The organism is Rhizobium sp. 42MFCr.1, assembly GCF_000377185.1.
In the GTDB taxonomy this organism is placed as follows: Bacteria; Pseudomonadota; Alphaproteobacteria; order Rhizobiales; family Rhizobiaceae; genus Rhizobium; species Rhizobium altiplani.
On sequence record NZ_KB897820.1, the window covers coordinates 224,888 to 240,838 of the forward strand.

Annotated in this window: 13 protein-coding genes; 4 read left to right on the top strand and 9 right to left on the bottom strand. The window is 61.2% G+C overall.

All coding sequences use genetic code 11. The features are described 5' to 3' along the window. Nucleotides 1-10: 10 nt before the first annotated feature. From C934_RS0105075 to C934_RS0105085, 3 genes are read right to left on the bottom strand one after another with little or no spacing between them, the layout of a single operon-like run. Complete coding sequence (locus C934_RS0105075; RefSeq protein WP_026371563.1) at nucleotides 11-937, bottom strand: ABC transporter permease; 927 nt, start codon at nucleotides 935-937, stop codon at nucleotides 11-13. Continuing rightward, nucleotides 937-2,067: an ABC transporter permease gene (locus C934_RS0105080; protein ID WP_018855623.1), complete on the bottom strand. Its 1,131-nt coding sequence runs from the start codon at nucleotides 2,065-2,067 to the stop codon at nucleotides 937-939. Before C934_RS0105080 ends, C934_RS0105075 begins: the two co-directional genes overlap by 1 nt. An 18-nt stretch (nucleotides 2,068-2,085) precedes the next feature. Continuing rightward, entirely contained in the window at nucleotides 2,086-3,210 is a 1,125-nt protein-coding gene (locus tag C934_RS0105085; protein WP_018855624.1) for a BMP family ABC transporter substrate-binding protein, read from the bottom strand. 316 nt (nucleotides 3,211-3,526) lie between these two features. On the opposite strand from C934_RS0105085, the gene C934_RS0105090 reads away from it, so the two are divergent. Together C934_RS0105090 and C934_RS0105095 are read left to right on the top strand one after the other, a co-directional pair. Then, nucleotides 3,527-4,204 carry a GntR family transcriptional regulator gene (locus C934_RS0105090; RefSeq protein ID WP_018855625.1) on the top strand — a complete coding sequence of 226 codons (678 nt, stop codon included), beginning with the start codon at nucleotides 3,527-3,529 and terminating at the stop codon, nucleotides 4,202-4,204. Between the two features lie 141 nt (nucleotides 4,205-4,345). After that, nucleotides 4,346-6,274: an adenylate/guanylate cyclase domain-containing protein gene (locus C934_RS0105095; protein WP_018855626.1), complete on the top strand. Its 1,929-nt coding sequence runs from the start codon at nucleotides 4,346-4,348 to the stop codon at nucleotides 6,272-6,274. Nucleotides 6,275-6,447: 173 nt separating this feature from the next. On the opposite strand, the gene C934_RS0105100 is transcribed toward C934_RS0105095, so the two are convergent. Beyond that, a complete protein-coding gene (locus C934_RS0105100; protein WP_018855627.1) occupies nucleotides 6,448-7,347 on the bottom strand; it encodes a LysR family transcriptional regulator in 900 nt (299 codons plus the stop codon). 90 nt (nucleotides 7,348-7,437) lie between these two features. Between C934_RS0105100 and C934_RS0105105 the strand changes: the two genes are divergently transcribed. Together C934_RS0105105 and C934_RS0105110 are read left to right on the top strand one after the other, a co-directional pair. After that, nucleotides 7,438-8,142: a haloacid dehalogenase type II gene (locus C934_RS0105105; RefSeq protein WP_026371565.1), complete on the top strand. Its 705-nt coding sequence runs from the start codon at nucleotides 7,438-7,440 to the stop codon at nucleotides 8,140-8,142. A gap of 28 nt (nucleotides 8,143-8,170) precedes the next feature. Beyond that, the gene (locus tag C934_RS0105110; protein ID WP_018855629.1) at nucleotides 8,171-8,962 is read left to right on the top strand and encodes an aldolase; all 792 of its coding nucleotides are present in this window, start codon (nucleotides 8,171-8,173) and stop codon (nucleotides 8,960-8,962) included. A gap of 158 nt (nucleotides 8,963-9,120) precedes the next feature. On the opposite strand, the gene C934_RS0105115 is transcribed toward C934_RS0105110, so the two are convergent. The 5 genes from C934_RS0105115 to C934_RS0105135 all read right to left on the bottom strand — a co-directional run bounded on the left by C934_RS0105115 (nucleotide 9,121) and on the right by C934_RS0105135 (nucleotide 15,951). After that, nucleotides 9,121-11,250 carry a beta-galactosidase gene (locus C934_RS0105115; RefSeq protein ID WP_018855630.1) on the bottom strand — a complete coding sequence of 710 codons (2,130 nt, stop codon included), beginning with the start codon at nucleotides 11,248-11,250 and terminating at the stop codon, nucleotides 9,121-9,123. A gap of 107 nt (nucleotides 11,251-11,357) precedes the next feature. Next, nucleotides 11,358-12,233: a 2-hydroxy-3-oxopropionate reductase gene (locus tag C934_RS0105120; protein ID WP_018855631.1), complete on the bottom strand. Its 876-nt coding sequence runs from the start codon at nucleotides 12,231-12,233 to the stop codon at nucleotides 11,358-11,360. After that, nucleotides 12,230-13,030, bottom strand: a complete 801-nt coding sequence (gene otnI / locus C934_RS0105125) for a 2-oxo-tetronate isomerase (RefSeq protein WP_026371566.1) — start codon at nucleotides 13,028-13,030, stop codon at nucleotides 12,230-12,232. Before otnI ends, C934_RS0105120 begins: the two co-directional genes overlap by 4 nt. A gap of 10 nt (nucleotides 13,031-13,040) precedes the next feature. Then, nucleotides 13,041-14,750, bottom strand: a complete 1,710-nt coding sequence (locus C934_RS0105130) for an ABC transporter ATP-binding protein (protein WP_018855633.1) — start codon at nucleotides 14,748-14,750, stop codon at nucleotides 13,041-13,043. A gap of 10 nt (nucleotides 14,751-14,760) precedes the next feature. Next, nucleotides 14,761-15,951, bottom strand: a complete 1,191-nt coding sequence (locus C934_RS0105135) for an ABC transporter permease (RefSeq protein WP_018855634.1) — start codon at nucleotides 15,949-15,951, stop codon at nucleotides 14,761-14,763.

The following is a 15,951-nucleotide window of genomic DNA, read 5'->3' on the forward strand; positions in this document are numbered from 1 at the left end:
GGCAGATCCCCTATTTCGTGAGCGACAACGCGCCGGGGGCACCGGCAAGCGAACGTGTTGGTGAGGACGTGGCAATGAGGATGACGAGCGTCAGCACGTAGGGAGCCGCATAGAACAGGTAGTAGCCCTGCGTGACGCCGACCGACTGCAGGGCAGGACCCAGTGCGCCCGCGCCGCCGAAGAGAAGGGCGGCCAGGAAGCAGCCGATCGGGTTCCAGCGCGCGAAGATCACCAGCGCCACCGCCATCAGGCCCTGTCCGGAGGAAATGCCTTCGTTCCAGGAGCCGGGGTAGTAGAGCGAGAGGTAGGCCCCGCCCAAGGCGGCGAGCGATCCGCCGACGCCGGTGGCGAGCAGCCGGACACGATCCGGATTGATCCCCATCGCCCGTGCCGCATCGGTGCTGTCGCCGACAACCCGCAATACGAGACCGACACGGGTGTTCTTGAACCCCCACCACAGGAAGAGTGCCAGCGCGCCCCCCACGATGAAGAGCACATTGATGTTCAGTGCCGCCTGAACCTGCGGAAGGTTGGACCACGCACCGAGCGGGATCGACGGCAGATGCGGTGCTGCCGGCTGAATAAAGGGCTTGCCGAGAAAGAAGGCCAGTCCCAGCCCGAATTGCATCATGGCGATGCCGATCGCGATGTCATTCACCTTCGGCCACTTGCAGATCCATCCGTGCACGAGGCCGAAGACAGTGCCCGAGCCCATGGCCGCCAGCACGCCGAGCCAGGGCGAGCCGGTAAGCACGGCGACCGCATAGGCCGTCATGGCACCGAAGACCAGCGTACCTTCGAGGCCAAGGTTGATGCGGCCAGAGCGTTCGGTGATGGTCTCGCCGAGGCTGACGAAGATGAAGGGCGTCGAGACACGGATCGCGCCCGCAAAGATGGCGAGGGGGACACCCCAGATGCCGATGCCGCTCGCTTCCATCATGGGCTCCTTTTCCAGAGGTCGGGATTGAAGATCCTGAAGCGACCGTAGAAGGTCTCGCAAAAGAGGATGACGACGAAGAGCGTGCCTTGCAGCACCAGGACCGTTGCGTCAGGCAAAGCCATCCGGCGCTGGATGAGGCCGCCCGACGCATCGATGCCGCCGAGCAGGATGGCGACCGGAATGATCGCCAGTGGATTGTGCCGCGCCAGGAAGGCGACGAGGATGCCGGTATAGCCGTAACCCGCCGCCAGCGAGGCATTGGCACTGCCTTGGATGGCGGCGACCTCGATCATGCCGGCAAGGCCGGCGAAGCTGCCGGCGATCGCCGTGAAGCCGACGATCAGGCGGCCGACCGGCAACCCCTGTATCTGTGCGGCGCGAACATTGCCGCCGGCGATGCGCGCCGCGAAGCCATAGCTCGTGACCTCGATCAGCACCCACGAGATGATGCAGGCGACGACGCCGATTGCGAGCCCCCAGTGCACATCCATTCCGGGTATCTTGCCCAGCATGTATTCGGCGGGCAGGGGCGTGGTGGAGGGTTTGTTAAGGCTCGCCGGATCGCGCAGCGGCCCTTCGACGAACTGGTTCATGAGGGCGATGGCGATATAGGCGAGCAGCAGCGAAGAAATGGTCTCGTTGACCCCGCGATAGTGCCGCAGGAAGCCGGCTAGACCGATCCAGATGCCGCCAACGAGCATCGCCGCCGCCGCCATCAGCAGCAGAACGAGGAAGGCGGGCAGCGTGCCAACGAACGGCAATGCGGCCGCCGCCGCAGCAACGCCACCCAATACGACCGCGCCCTCGCCGCCGATGATGACGAGCCCGAGACGCGCCGGCAAGGCGACGCAAAGCGCCGTCAGAAGAAGGGGGGCGGCCCGGCTGAGACTGTTCTGGATCGAGAACCAGCTGCCGAAACCGCCTGTGTACATCAATTGGAACAAGGTGGCCGGCGATTTGCCGATCACGAGGATGAAGATGGAGAAGAGCGCCAGCCCGATCAGGATCGCGCCGCAACTGATGACGACAGGTTCGGCGCGCCGTGCGACCCACTCAAGGATGGGTCTCACTACGGACGATTGTTGGGAAGCGATGGCTATTGCTGAGGTATTCGCCTCGACTGTCATGACGCTTCTCCCTCCGGGTCAGGCCGTGGATCCGACGACGCCTTCCACGAGATACGCCATGCTCTCGAGCTCGATGGCATCTTCGGCATAGCTCTTGTCGGGCGTGACGACGACGTTGCCCTTGTTGTCCTTGATCGGCCCCTTGAAGACGGAGAACTTGCCCGTCATCATCTCGGCGAGCGTTGCGTCGAACTTCGTCCGTCCTTCGGCCGGTACGGCAGGTCCGAGCGGGCTCATCTTGACGAAGCCATCCTTGAGGCCACCGCGCACGAAATTGCCGAGCTTCTCGCCGGCCTGGGCCTTCTTGACAAAATCCGTGTAGACGTTGCCCCACGCCCATTCGGCGCCGGTCAGATATTTTTCAGGCGCCAGCGGGCTCTGGTTTGCGTGGTAGCCGCAGACGAAGGCGCCGCGACCGGCTGCCGTCTCGACAACAACCTTCGGGCTGTCGACATGGCAGGTGATAACATCCGCACCCTGGTCGATCAGCGCGTTGGTCGCTTCGGCCTCCTTGACGGCAAGCGACCATTCCCCCGTGAAGATGACCTGGCAGGTGATCGACGGATCGACCGAGCGCGCCCCGAGCAGGAAGGCGTTGATGTTCTGCAGCACCTGCGGAATGGGCTTGGCCGCGACAAAGCCAAGCTTCTTGCTTTTCGACGTGTAGCCGGCCGCGACCCCGTTCAGGTATTGGCCCTGGAAGATATAGCCGAAATACGAACCCGTGTTTGCAGGGTTCTTGCCCTCCTGCCAGAGGCCGCCGCAATGGCGGAACTGCACATCCGGGTACTTTGCCGCCATCGCCAGCATATGCGGGTCGAAGTAGCCGAACGAGGTCGGGAAGATCAGCGTCGCGCCATCGAGGTTGATCATCGACTCCATCGTCTTCTGGACATCGACGGTTTCGGGGACATTCTCTTCTTCAACGATCGTGACGCCCGGCAGGGCCTTCAGCGCCGCCGCCCCTTCGGCATGGGCCTGGTTGTAGCCGTAGTCGTCCTTGGGGCCGACATAGATGAAGCCGACGGTGAGTGCGGCCTGGGCGAGAGCGCGGCCCGACAGCAGGCCTGGCGTCAAGGCGAGTGCTCCGGCGGCGGAAACCTGCAGGAAGTGGCGGCGGTTCATGGAAAGGAGTTTGGTCATCGGAATGCTCCTTGCGGCCAGGGCCGGTTCGAAAAAACGTTGCAGAAAAGTGTATGCAATGCCCGTGCCATATTCTAAGTGCTTGAGTTATCGCACCAATATTAGCAGCACTGTTTTGCTTGTCCAAACTGTATGCAGTTTGACCACGAACATGATCAAATTTTAATCTATGATTACTATTCACTCATTCTCTTGTCGTCTGGCCCTTCACGAAAGCTCGCTGGGGCAACGCACTGCCTCTAGAAACCAGAAGATAATTGACTTCTCGGGCAACTGGCCGCATCTGTATGCAGTTGACGCAGCAAGAATCAGGATCGTGACAGAGATCAAGCGCAGGCAGGTAATCAGGGCGGGCACGACCGTCGAGCAGATGGTTCGCGCCATCGCGGATATGATTGTGACCGGCCTTTTCGTCCCCGGCGAGAGGATGGATGAGATCTCGCTGGCCGCCCGCTTCGATGTCTCGCGCACGCCGGTCCGGGAGGCGCTGCGCGAACTTGGCGCCATGGGGCTGGTCGATCGTGAGCCCAATCGCAGTGCCGTCGTCGCGAACGTGACGGAGGCCTATCTGCATTCGATGTTCGAGGCGATGTCGGAATTGGAGGCCATCTGCGCACGGCTTTCGGCCGAACGCATGACGGTCGATGAGCGGCGCTCCCTCGAACTCGAGCATCGGGCCTCGGCAAAGCTGGTGCACGCTGGAGCCGAGGAAGGCTATGCTGCGCACAACACGGAGTTTCACACTCGCCTTTATCGTGGCGCCCATAACGAGCACATCTTCGAATTGGTGACGCAAACCCGCGCAAGACTGGCGCCGTTCCGCCGGGCGCAATTCCGCCTGCCCGGCCGCCTGGCCAAATCCTATGACGAACACGATGCCATCGTGACGGCGATCATGCGCGGAGATGTGGCGGCAGCCGGTCAGGCAGCCTATTCGCACGTTGCTATTGTGAGTGACGCGAGCATAACATTTGCCACTGCGAAGAACGCCTGAGAAGCTGTGGCCGATCCATCTTGCTCAGGCGCGAAATCGGTGAAAGATAAGGCGGTGAACGAATACGGCGACCTCAGAAATGACCAAGGGCAAAGACGCCACAAGACTTAGACAGGGTGGCCTTAAGTGGAGGAAGTGAAAGTGTCTTCCTCGCAAGGCGATCCCGAGATGCCCTGGTCCCAGCCGCTACGCCTGCACCTCAGCATCGTGATCGTACTCCTGCTCGTAACCGTCTGCACGCCGCTGATGTGGCTGACATACCAACATGGGCGGTCATCCGCGATCGATGCGGCGCAGGAGAAGATGCGGCTGTTGAGCTTGCATGCGCTCGATCACTATCGCAGCGTCTTCGACAGTGGCTATTCCGCCATCGAGACAAGCTCCGCCCTGGCACCAATGGTATCGGCGCCTCCGGCGGAGCTCGATGCAAAGCGCGACTTCCTGCTGAAGGCGCTGCAGGGGTCACCGAAACTGGACAGCTTGTATGCCGGCTATCCCGACGGTTCCTTTATTCAGGCAGCCAGTGTCCTCACCAATCCGAAATGGAGCCAAGTCCTTTCAGCACCGTCCGGCACAGCATTTGCGCTGATCACCATTGGGCAATCCGCGGATGGGATGACGTCCGCCTGGCGGTTCCTGGATGTCAACGGCAACCTGCTCGCCGAGCGTGACAGCAAAAACGTGACTTACGATCCTCGGCAACGGCTCTGGTATCGCGCTGCCGTTGCAAAGGATGGGCCTGCCTCGGTTGGCCCATATGTCACCGCCGCGACGCAGTCACTGAGCCTGACGCTCGCCACGCCCATGGAAAAGGACAGGCGCGTCGTGGCGGGCGCAGACGTGCTTCTGGAAACCATCAGCAGCCTGCTGAACGAGGAAGCAATATCGGCACATGCACGTGGCTATGTTTTCGACGATCACCGGCGCCTGATCGTCCACTCTGACCCGTCGATCATGGCTCTAATCCTCGAAACGCTTTCCAATACCTCGCGCGATGAAGTTGCTGCCCCGTATTCAGGGGATCCGGCCTTCGACGCGGTCAGGCAATTGCTGCTGACGGAAGCCGGCACCAGGGGAGGCGTGGCGCATTTTTCGGTTGCGGGGGTGCCATACATGGCCCAGATCTCGCCGGTCGAGTTTTCCGGGCTCCTCAAGGGCAACACGCTCGTCATTGCGGCACCTGTCGACGATTTTGTCGGTCCAAGCAACCGCTTGCTGATCAAGACGCTGATGATTGCCGGTGGTGTTCTTGTTGCGGCTATTGTGGCAGCGCTCGTCGTCGCGCGGCTCATCAGCAATGCGCTTTTTTCTCTGGCTGCCGAAGCCAGGCAAATTGGGGATCTGGATTTCAAGGGACAGGGAGCATACCGCTCCATGATCGCCGAGATCAACATTCTCGCAAACGCACTTGCCGCAGCACGTGACGCAATCCGTAATTTTTCTCTTTATGTGCCGCGGGAACTTGTACGCAAGATCGTGAGCGCCGGGAAAGTCGAAACCGGGGTTGCCTCGCGTCAGGACGTCACCCTGCTTTTTACCGACATCCGGGATTTTACGACAATTTCGGAGCAGTATTCCCCGGAAAGCGTTACTGCGCTGCTCTCGTCCTATTTTCAGTTGATGAACGATATCGTGGAGCAGCACAACGGCGTTATCGTCCAATATCTGGGTGACTCGATTTTCGGCATGTGGAACGCACCGGTGCCGGATCCTCAGCACGTGCAGAACGGCTGTCGTTGCGCCCTGGCGCTAAAGGCGGCGATCGACGAGTTCAATGCGGCCAACCGGGCCTCGGGACGCCCGGAATTCATCACCCGGTTCGGTCTTCATACCGGGCCGGCGGTTGTCGGCAGTGTTGGTGCCCAGACCCGTCGCCAGTACACAGCTATGGGCGACACGGTCAACGTTGCTTCCCGTCTGGAAGGTATGAACAAGGAGTTCGCCACCTCTGTCCTCGCAAGCCGGGCGATCACCGCAAAAGCGGGAGATGCATTCCGTTTTCGGTCTCTTGGACTGGCGCAAGCCAAGGGCCGTTTCGAACAGATCGAGGTGTTCGAGCTTGTTTGCTAGTGAAACCTCTTCGATCCTGCGCAGCAAAGTGCGACGTTACCGGTGGCCGGTGTTCGATCCCGTGTTTGCCGGTATCGCCAGGTCTTATAGGGTTTCGTCTTTCCCGACGGTGGGGCCAGATTTTGGTCAGAGCGAAACGGCCTTGTGTGTGCTCACAGCTATCAGGACCGAAATCAGTTCACGCGGGCGGTCGGCGTTTTGGCGCTTCGCCTCAGCGCGGTCAGGTTCGCTATCAGAAAATCGGCCGTCTCCTTGACCGCCGGTTCCAGCTTCCTTGTGGCCGCGATCAGCGCAAGTTCGGACGCGGGTTCCTGCGCAAAACCGTCAGCACCGTTCAACGGCTGATGCTCGGGCAGTATTGCATCGACTGGAAGCAAGCTGATGCCGAGGCCGGATGCAACCGCCGCCTGAACGCCCATCAGGCCTTGGCTCGAATAGGCGATACGCCAACGTCTTCCGCTTTCCTCAATCGCCCGGATGGCCCTTTCGCGATAGATGCACCCGGGTGGAAACACCGCGAGCGGAATCGGATCGGTCCCGCCGGAAAGGGTCCGGCTACCCACCCAACTTAGCGGTTCCTCCCACTTGGCAATACAGCTGCCATCGCCCGGCTCGCGCTTGATAAGGGCTAGATCGAGCTCTCCCGCTTGCAGAAGCCTTCGCAACTCGAAGCTCCAGCCGCTGATCGTATCGAGCCTCGTATGTGAAGTGGTCCGCGCAAAGCCGGAGAGCAGGTCAATCATCCGCCGCCCGGAAAAGTCTTCCGGAACGCCGAGCCGCACGGTCTTCGGAACCGGCACCGAGCGGCCCAGAGCTTCGTCTGCCTCCGCCAAGATCGACAGTATCCGCCGGGCGTAGCTCATCAGCAGTTCACCCTCCTCCGTCGTTCGCACTCGGCCCGAGGCGCGGTCGCGGATGAGAAGCGTGCGTCCAAGATTGGTCTCGAGATTCTTGACCTGCTGGCTAATCGTTGATTGCGTGAGGTGAACGCGCTCTGCCGCCCGTGTAAACCCGCCTGTCTCGACGACGGCGGCAAAAGTGCGCAGAAGGTCGAGGTCGAAACCGAAGCTCATTTGAGTTTCCAATAATGAATATGGTGACATTTAATTTCCAAATGATCGCGCCCGATGTCAATCCTGTTTGGAAACAATCAGGAGACCGAGATGACACTTTCAGGACCGCACCCGAAATGGCTGACCTTCGATTGCTATGGCACCCTTATCCAGTGGGACGAAGGGTTGCTTGCGGCAATGGACAGGATCCTCGCGGGAAATCAGCAATCGATCGACCGGGATGCCTTCATTGCCGTGTACGACCGGCACGAGCATCGGCTCGAGGCGGAGCGTCCACACCGTTCGTTCCAGGATGTAAGCGCGGCCGCACTTGCGCTGGCGATGAAGGAATTCTCCCTCGAGATATCGCCCGGCGACGCGGATCTTCTCACCTCATCCATCAGCCGCATGCCGCCTTTTCCAGAGGTGGTTGAGACATTGGCCAGACTGAAGGCGGCGGGGTTCAAACTTGCCATTATCTCCAATACGGACGATGCGATCATAGCCGGAAATGTTGCGCAACTCGGCGGTTGGGTCGATCGGGTGATCACGGCGGAGCAGGCCGGAGCCTACAAGCCGACAAAACAGATATTCCAATATGCCTGGCAAGAGCTTGGTGTCGAAAAGCAACAACTGGTTCATGTTTGTGCGAGCCCTCATCTCGATCTCGCTGCGGCGAGGGAGCTTGGCTTCAAAACGGTATGGGTCGACCGCGGAACCGGCCGCAAGCCGCTTGCCGACTACGCGCCAGACGCAATTATTGCCCGACTTGACGAGCTTCCCGACTTGCTTTCCGCCGCAGGCTGGATGGAATAGGGCCAATTGTTTTTAGGGAGATTTTGTCATGGCCCATGAACTCAAGCGCGGACAGTCCGCACCGGCAATACTGCGAAACACCGACCTCGACGCGCAGGAGGTATGGCAGGCGCGTGTGGATTTGGCCGCCTGTCTGAGGGCAGCCGCACGGCATGGCCTCGAAGAGGGGATATGCAATCATTTCTCCGCTCTCGTGCCGGGACATGCCGACCTGTTTCTTGTCAACCGGCTCGGCTGGGCCTTCGAGGAGGCAACCGCCTCCGGTCTCCTGATTTGTGATTTCGACGGCAATGTGCTGTCCGGCGATGGTGAACCGGAGGCGACGGCCTTCTTCATTCATGCCCGCCTGCACAAGATGGCGCCGCGCATTAGCGCGGCATTTCACACCCATATGCCGAATGCGACGGCGCTCAGCATGATCGAAGGGGAACCGCTTGTCTGGGCCGGACAGACCGCGTTGAAGTTCTATGGACGCACCGCGGTTGACACGGACTATCACGGTCTTGCGCTCGATGAGCGGGAAGGCGATCGTCTGGCGACCGTTCTTGGTGACAAGGATATTCTCTTTATGAAGAACCATGGCGTCATGGTCTGCGCGCCTAACATCGCGGAGGCCTGGGACGATCTCTATTATCTGGAACGGGCGGCGGAGGCTCAGGTGAAGGCCATGAGCACAGGACGACCCTTGCTTCCGGTAAAGCCGGAAATTGCCGCTGCCACTGCAAAGCAGATGCGGGAAGGCGACCCAGAAAGCGCCCGCTTGCACCTGGAAAGCGTCAAGCGCAGACTTGATGTGACGGCGCCGGACTATAGGTCGTAGAGAAGGACAGCGATCGCGCCGATGTTCGATAGGCCACCGGCGCGTCCTTCCGACCAGCGAAAAGACGCGGGGTCAAGATCGTCAAGGGCCGATATGCAACAGGCCCACCGTGCGACTTCCTCGAACTGCTGGCCGACCCGCGGGAGCCAATGACCCGGCTACCATTGCGAAACGGACTTCGGACGGAGAGGGAGGATCAACACGTCGCGAGCCGACACCTCGATATTGCCGTCACCATGGATATGGTTGACCGGCCAGACAGGTCCGGCGATGTCGGGCTGGCCCAGACCTTCGGCGAGCTTCACTTTCGTTGACTGAGATGTCCGTGTTGGATTGACCAGCCACAGGAAGCTGCCTTTCTCACCCTTGTGTACTCTGGCAAAAAGATTGCTGTTATCGAGTGTCACGTGCTTCGCGCGGCCGCTCCAGGCCAGCAGGGCGGCGAAGAATGCGCCGTTCTTCTTTCCGTCGGTGCGGTAATAGGCGACCGAGGGATTGGTACCGATCAGAAGCGTACGGCCCTTGCCGTATCTGTTCTCGACGATGGCAAGGCGGCCGTCCGTGAAATGGCCGCGGCCGGTCCCGCCGGCCAGGCGGTAGGATTGCAGAAGGCCGCCGCCGTCAACCGGAAGGCCGTCCATGTCGAAATGGATGCGGTCCCCGATATCGGGCATGAACTCGACTGTTTCCTCATGCGCACCAAAGACCGCGTCGAGGCCAAGGTTCGGTTGCACGGTGCCCACACGACCGCGATCGCCAAAATAACCGGGACACGCCTCGGCGATCAGCGTACCGCCTTTTTCCACCCAGGCTCTCAGTTGCTCCGCCTGCTTCGCGGTGAACATGATGGGGTAGGGGAAATAGAGGAAATCATAGGCGTCGATATCGTCGATGTGCACCCAGTCCGGCTGGAGTCCGCTGTCGAGGAAAGCGCGATAGGCGCCCCACATGGCCTCCGGATAGGGCTTTTCCTTGCGGTCGTAATTCAGCAGATAATCCCATTCCTGGGTCTCGCGCACGACGAGGATGCCGATCTCGCCGCGTATAGGCTTGGCTTCCCAGAGAGCGGCTCGCGCCGGGTCGTTCGCCCATTTTGCCATGGCGCTTTGCATCTCCGACCGGGACGTGCGCGAACCATCCATGCCATAGGCGCCGAAGGCGCCGAAGAGCGGACCGTCGAGCAGTGGGCGCCAACGCAGGTTGAGCACGCCGCGCGCGCCTCCGGCAAGCGAGGTCATGCTCCAGATGCGGATATCCTCGGGCTCGGCAACGCGGCCGTCCTCCTTGTCGCGGCCGATCACCTGGGGCTGCAGCCAGAGCGGCCCGCCCTGACGCTCGGCGTGCCAGAAGGGCTTGCCGCGGGCCGCGGCCCGATTGATGTCAACACCGTACCAGGTCTTCCAGGGCTCAGTACCCTTGCGGGCCTGAATCCAGGTGAAGCCGTAGACCTCGACCTTGGAGGCGGCAAGCCAGTCGTCGCAGCCGTTCGACGCCATGTTGGGGATCGAGCCGGAGATGCCGTGTGCGGCGATGACGTTCTTTTGATCGACGGCGCGGATGGTGTCGATGCGCCACTGCATCTGGTCATAGAAATTGTCGCGCTTGAACTGCAGCCAGTCGATACATTCGGGGTAAGGCGCCATATGAGCCGGCGGCTCGATATCCGCCCAATCGGCATAGCTGTAGCGATTCCACGCCTTCGCCAGCACTTTCAGGCTGCCATATTTCTTCTCCAGCCAGATGCGGAAGGCAGCCTTGGCGTAGGAACTGTAATCGACATCGGCGGAATAGTTGCACTCGTTCCAGACATCGTAGCCGTAGATCGCTGGATGATCCTTGTAGCGGGAGGCAAGCGCCGTCAGGAATTTGCCGGCCGCTTCCTTCACCTCCGGGCAGTTGAGCGTCAAGGCGCCGGCGCCGCCGCCATTGTTGGAAAAGCCGCCGGTGGCCGCCGAGACGCCCATGTAGGATCCGAGTTTCGTGCCGTCGGCATTGACCTGAAGCGCATCGGCATATTTGCGCACCGCCCAGTCGGGCACGGCATGGATCAGTTCGGCAATGACCGTCTTGATGCCGTTCTTTGCGGCAAGGTCCATCTGGCGATCGTATTCCTCCCAGTCGTAGATGCCGGGTGCGGTTTCGATCGCGCTCCACATGAACCAGTGGCGGAAGATATTGAGGCCGTCTTCACGGGCCGTCGTGTAGTCGCGCTCCCAATCTTCGGGGGGCGGGTTGGACTTGCGGAAATAGACGGCGCCATAAGGGAACTGGATATCGTTTCTGAGCATTGTCCTGTCCTTTTCAATCACGTCCAGACATGCCTTCGGCGTCCGGAGACCCGCTCCGGTCAGGGCAAACGACGATGAATGTCCGGGGTTAGTTTTGAGCGGTTCCTTTAGCGCGGACCTCCGGCAAGAAGATCCAGCGTTCGGATGAGGGCGGAATGGTCACGCTCGCCGTCGCCATTGGCAATCGCGGCGTTCATCAGCTGCTGCGTTGCAGCGGTGTTGGGTAGCGAGAGGTCAAGGGCGTGGGCAGCGTCGACGGCCAGTGTCATGTCCTTGCGGTGCAGACGGATGCGGAACCCCGGCTCGAAGGCTTCCGTGACCATGCGTTCGCCATGTACCTCGAGGATACGTGAGGAAGCAAAGCCGCCCATCAGCGCAGAGCGAACCTTGGCCGGATCGGCGCCGGCGGACCGGGCAAAGAGAAGGGCTTCAGCAACCGCCTCGATTGTCAGCCCGACGATGATCTGGTTGGCGACCTTGGCCGTCTGGCCATCGCCGACACCACCGATCAATGTGATATTCTTGCCCATCTTCTCGAACAGCGGTCGAGCGCGCTCGAAGACATGCTGCTTTCCGCCGACCATGATCGTCAGGGAGGCGGCCTTGGCGCCGACTTCGCCGCCGGAAACGGGCGCGTCGAGATAGTCGCAGCCGAGTGCCTCGATGCGACGGGCAAAAGCCTTGGTGGCCACCGGCGAGATCGAGCTCATGTCGATGACGAGTTTGCCCGCGGTCAGGCCGGATGCCACGCCGTCCGGACCGAAAAGCACCGCCTCAACATCGGGCGTATCCGGCAGCATGAGGATGACGATGTCGGAGGCTTCCGCTACCGCCTTTGCGCTGGCTGCGGACTTGCCACCCCTGGCGACGAGCTTTTGGGAGTTTTCCTTCACTCGGCTCAGATGCAGAGTATGGCCGGCATCGATCAGATGCTCCGCCATCGGGCGGCCCATGACACCCAGTCCGATAAATCCGATATTCATATCATCTCCACTTCGGCTGACTCGAGATAGGGTTTCATCCAGCCGAGGCCTTCGCTGGTGCCGGCCTTCGGCTTGTATTCGCAGCCGACCCAGCCGTCGTAGCCAAGGCGGTCGAGTTCAGAGAAGATGAAACGGTAGTTGATCTCCCCGCTGCCCGGTTCATTGCGGCCGGGATTGTCGGCGATCTGGACATGCGCGATCCTGTCGCGCAGCCGCGTGAAGGTCGGGATCAGGTCACCCTGCATGATCTGCATATGGTAGAAATCGTACTGGATGTAGAGATTTCCGGAGCCGACCTTGTCGAGGATCCGTTCGGCATGTTCCGTCGTCGACAGGAAAAAGTCGGGAATGTCGCGCAGGTTGATCGGCTCGATCAGCAGCTTCACGCCGGCATCGGCGGCGCGTGCGGCAGCATATTTCAGATTGTCGACCAGAACCCTCTCCAGCACTTGGGGTTCGGCGCCCTTCGGCACGAGACCGGAGATGACGTTGACCTGCGGGCAGTCGAGGGCCTTGGCATAATCGAGTGCGAGCGTGACGCCGTTGCGGAATTCGTCGATGCGATCAGGCAGGCAGGCAATGCCGCGTTCGCCGCCAGCCCAGTCGCCGGAGGGCACATTGAAGAGCGCCTGCTTCAGGCCGCTTGCCTTCAGGGCGTCTGCGACCTTCTCCTTCGGCTCGGCGTAGGGACCGAGATATTCGAGCGCGCAGAAGCCGTCTTTTTCGGCGGCGGCAAAGCGGTCGAGGAAGGGAAGTTCCTGGTAAAGAAAGGAGAGATTGGCGGAGAATTTCGGCACTGGAAGGTCCTTATGCATTGGCAGGCGCGATGAAACGATGCCGGTGCAACATGCGCTTGTCGCGTGGATCGGGATTGGGAACGGCGGAGATGAGGCTCTTGGTGTAGGCTTCCCGCGGAGCGGTGCAAATCTGCTCGGCTTCGCCGAGTTCGACGATCCTGCCGCGATGCATGACGGCGACGCGGTCGCAGAAGTAGCGAACCACGGAAATGTCGTGCGAGATGAAGATGAAGCTGAGATTCAGGCGCTGGCGGATATCGAGCAGCAGATCGAGGATCTGGCTGCGGATGGAGACATCGAGCGCCGATGTCGCCTCGTCGGCGATGATGATGCGCGGATCGAGCGCCAGTGCGCGGGCAATGCCGATACGCTGCCGCTGACCGCCGGAGAACGCATGCGGATAGCGCTCCATGCCCAACGGATCGAGACCGACGAGCCGCATGAGCTCGGCGACCCGTTGTTCCAGCGCCTTGCCCTTGGCGAGTCCGTTGACGATGAGGGGATCGCCGATCACCTCCTTTACCGTCATGCGCGGGTTGAGCGAGGCGAATGGGTCCTGGAAGACCAGCCGTACCTCGCGATGGAACCCGCGCAGTTCCTTCTTGCCGAGCTTTGTGACGTCGACCTCCTCTCCGCCCTTGCCGTGGTAGATGACGCTGCCCGTGGTCGGTTCGACAGTGCGCAGGATGAGCCGGCCGAGCGTTGTCTTGCCGGAGCCGCTTTCGCCGACAATGCCGAGATTTTCGCCCGGATAGAGATCGAAATTGACGTCGTCGACGGCACGAAGCGTGTTGGCGTTGCCGTGCCAGCCGAAGGTCTTGCCGAGATTGCGCACCGAAAGGACCGGCTTCGGCGCCTCAGCCGACAGCGCGATTGCCGGCGACCTCCTTTCGACGTGATGGGTGAGCTTGACTGTCGAGGCGAGGAGCTGGCGCGTATAGGGATGTTCGGCCGCGTGGTAGATCGGGTCGACCGGGCCGCGCTCCACGATCTTTCCGAAACGCATGACAGCGACCTCGTCCGCGACTTCGGCGACCACGCCCATGTCATGGGTGATAAGCAGCATCGCCATGCCACGCTCCACCTGCAGGCGCTTGATGAGATCGAGGATTTCAGCCTGGGTCGTGACGTCGAGCGCCGTCGTCGGCTCGTCGGCGATCAGGATATCGGGATTGCCGGCAAGTGCCATGGCGATCATGGCGCGCTGGCGCATGCCGCCCGAGAATTCAAACGTATAGCGATCGGCCATCTTTTCGGGATTCGGGATTTCGACCTGGCGCAGCAGTTCGACTGTACGGGCGCGCGCCGCCGCCTTGTCGAGGTTGCTGTGCAGGCGTACGGCTTCGACGATCTGCGAGCCGATGGTGTGGACCGGCGACAGGGAACTCATCGGCTCCTGGAAGATCAGGCCGATGCGTCGGCCGCGAATTGCCCGCATGGCGCTGCTGGCAGGTGAAAGCGTCGCGATATCGGTGATGGCGCTGCCATTGCGAAGCAGGATCCGGCCACCGACGACGCGTCCGGGGCTGTCGACGATCTGCAGCAGCGAGCGGGCGGTGACACTCTTGCCGGAGCCGCTTTCACCAACGAGGCAAAGTGTCTGGCCCCGCTTGAGCTGGAAGCTCACATTCTCGACGGCGTGCAGGATATGGGTGCGCAGCCGAAAATCGATCGAGAGATTTTCGACGGACAGGACAACGTCATCGGGAAGGTCGGTCATAGCTTCCTCCTCAATTGTCATAGGGGTCGGCGGCGTCGCGCAGGCCGTCGCCAAAGAAGTTGAACGAGAGCACCGCGACGACCACTGCCAGCGACGGCCAGATCAACAGCCAGGGTGCGGTGGCGACCGTGCGGATGTTTTGAGCGTCCTGCAGCAGCACGCCCCAGCTAACCACAGGCGGCTTCAGACCGATGCCAAGGAAGGAGAGAGACGTTTCCGCGACGATCATCGTCGGCACGGCGAGCGTCACGACGGCGAGGATATGGCTCGTCAGCGACGGCAGGATATGGCGGAAGATCAGCCGCGCTTCACTTGATCCGTCGAGCCTTGCCGCAGTCACGAAATCCTCGCTGCGCAGGGCCAGGAAACGCCCGCGCACTTCGCGGGCAAGGCTTGTCCAGCCGAGCAGCGAGACGATGATCGTGATGACGAAATAGACACTGACCGGCGACCATGTCAGCGGGATCGCCGCCGCGAGCCCAAGCCAGAGCGGAATGGTCGGCATGGCACTTACCACCTCGATGACACGCTGGATCAGTGTATCGACCCAGCCACCGAAAAAGCCGGAGATCGAGCCAAGTACGACACCCAGGATCAGCGACATGGCAACGCCGACAAGCCCGATGGACATGGAGACGCGGGTGCCGTAGATCAGCCGCGAGAGCACGTCGCGGCCGAGCCGGTCGGCGCCGAGCAGATACATTGGATCGTTCGGGTTGATCGGGCCGATCAAGCGTCTGCTCATCGGGATGAGACCCCAGAGCTTGTAGGCCGGGCCTTTGACGAAGAAGCCGATCGGCACGACCTTGGTATCGTCGACGACGAAGGTGCGCCTGAGCGCCACCTTGTCGATCTCGACCTTGTAGCCCTTCACATGAAAGTTGAACTCGGAGCTGCCGTCGGGCCTGGTCATGAAGAAACTCAAGCCCTGCGGCGGCGCATAGGTAAATTGCGGCCTGGAGGTCGAAGGCAGCCCGGGGGCCAGGAATTCGGCGAAGAGGCCGACGAGATAAAGCAGGAGAATGATAACGCCGGCGACTATCGCCACCTTCTGGCGGATCAGCTTGCCGGCGATCAACCGCCAGGGACCGACTGCGGCGGTCGAGACCGTCTTGCCCTGCTTCAGTGGACTGATCGACGGACCCTCGGCAACGATATGAAGAGGGCCGGTATGGGTTCCGAATGTTTCGTGCGTGCTCAT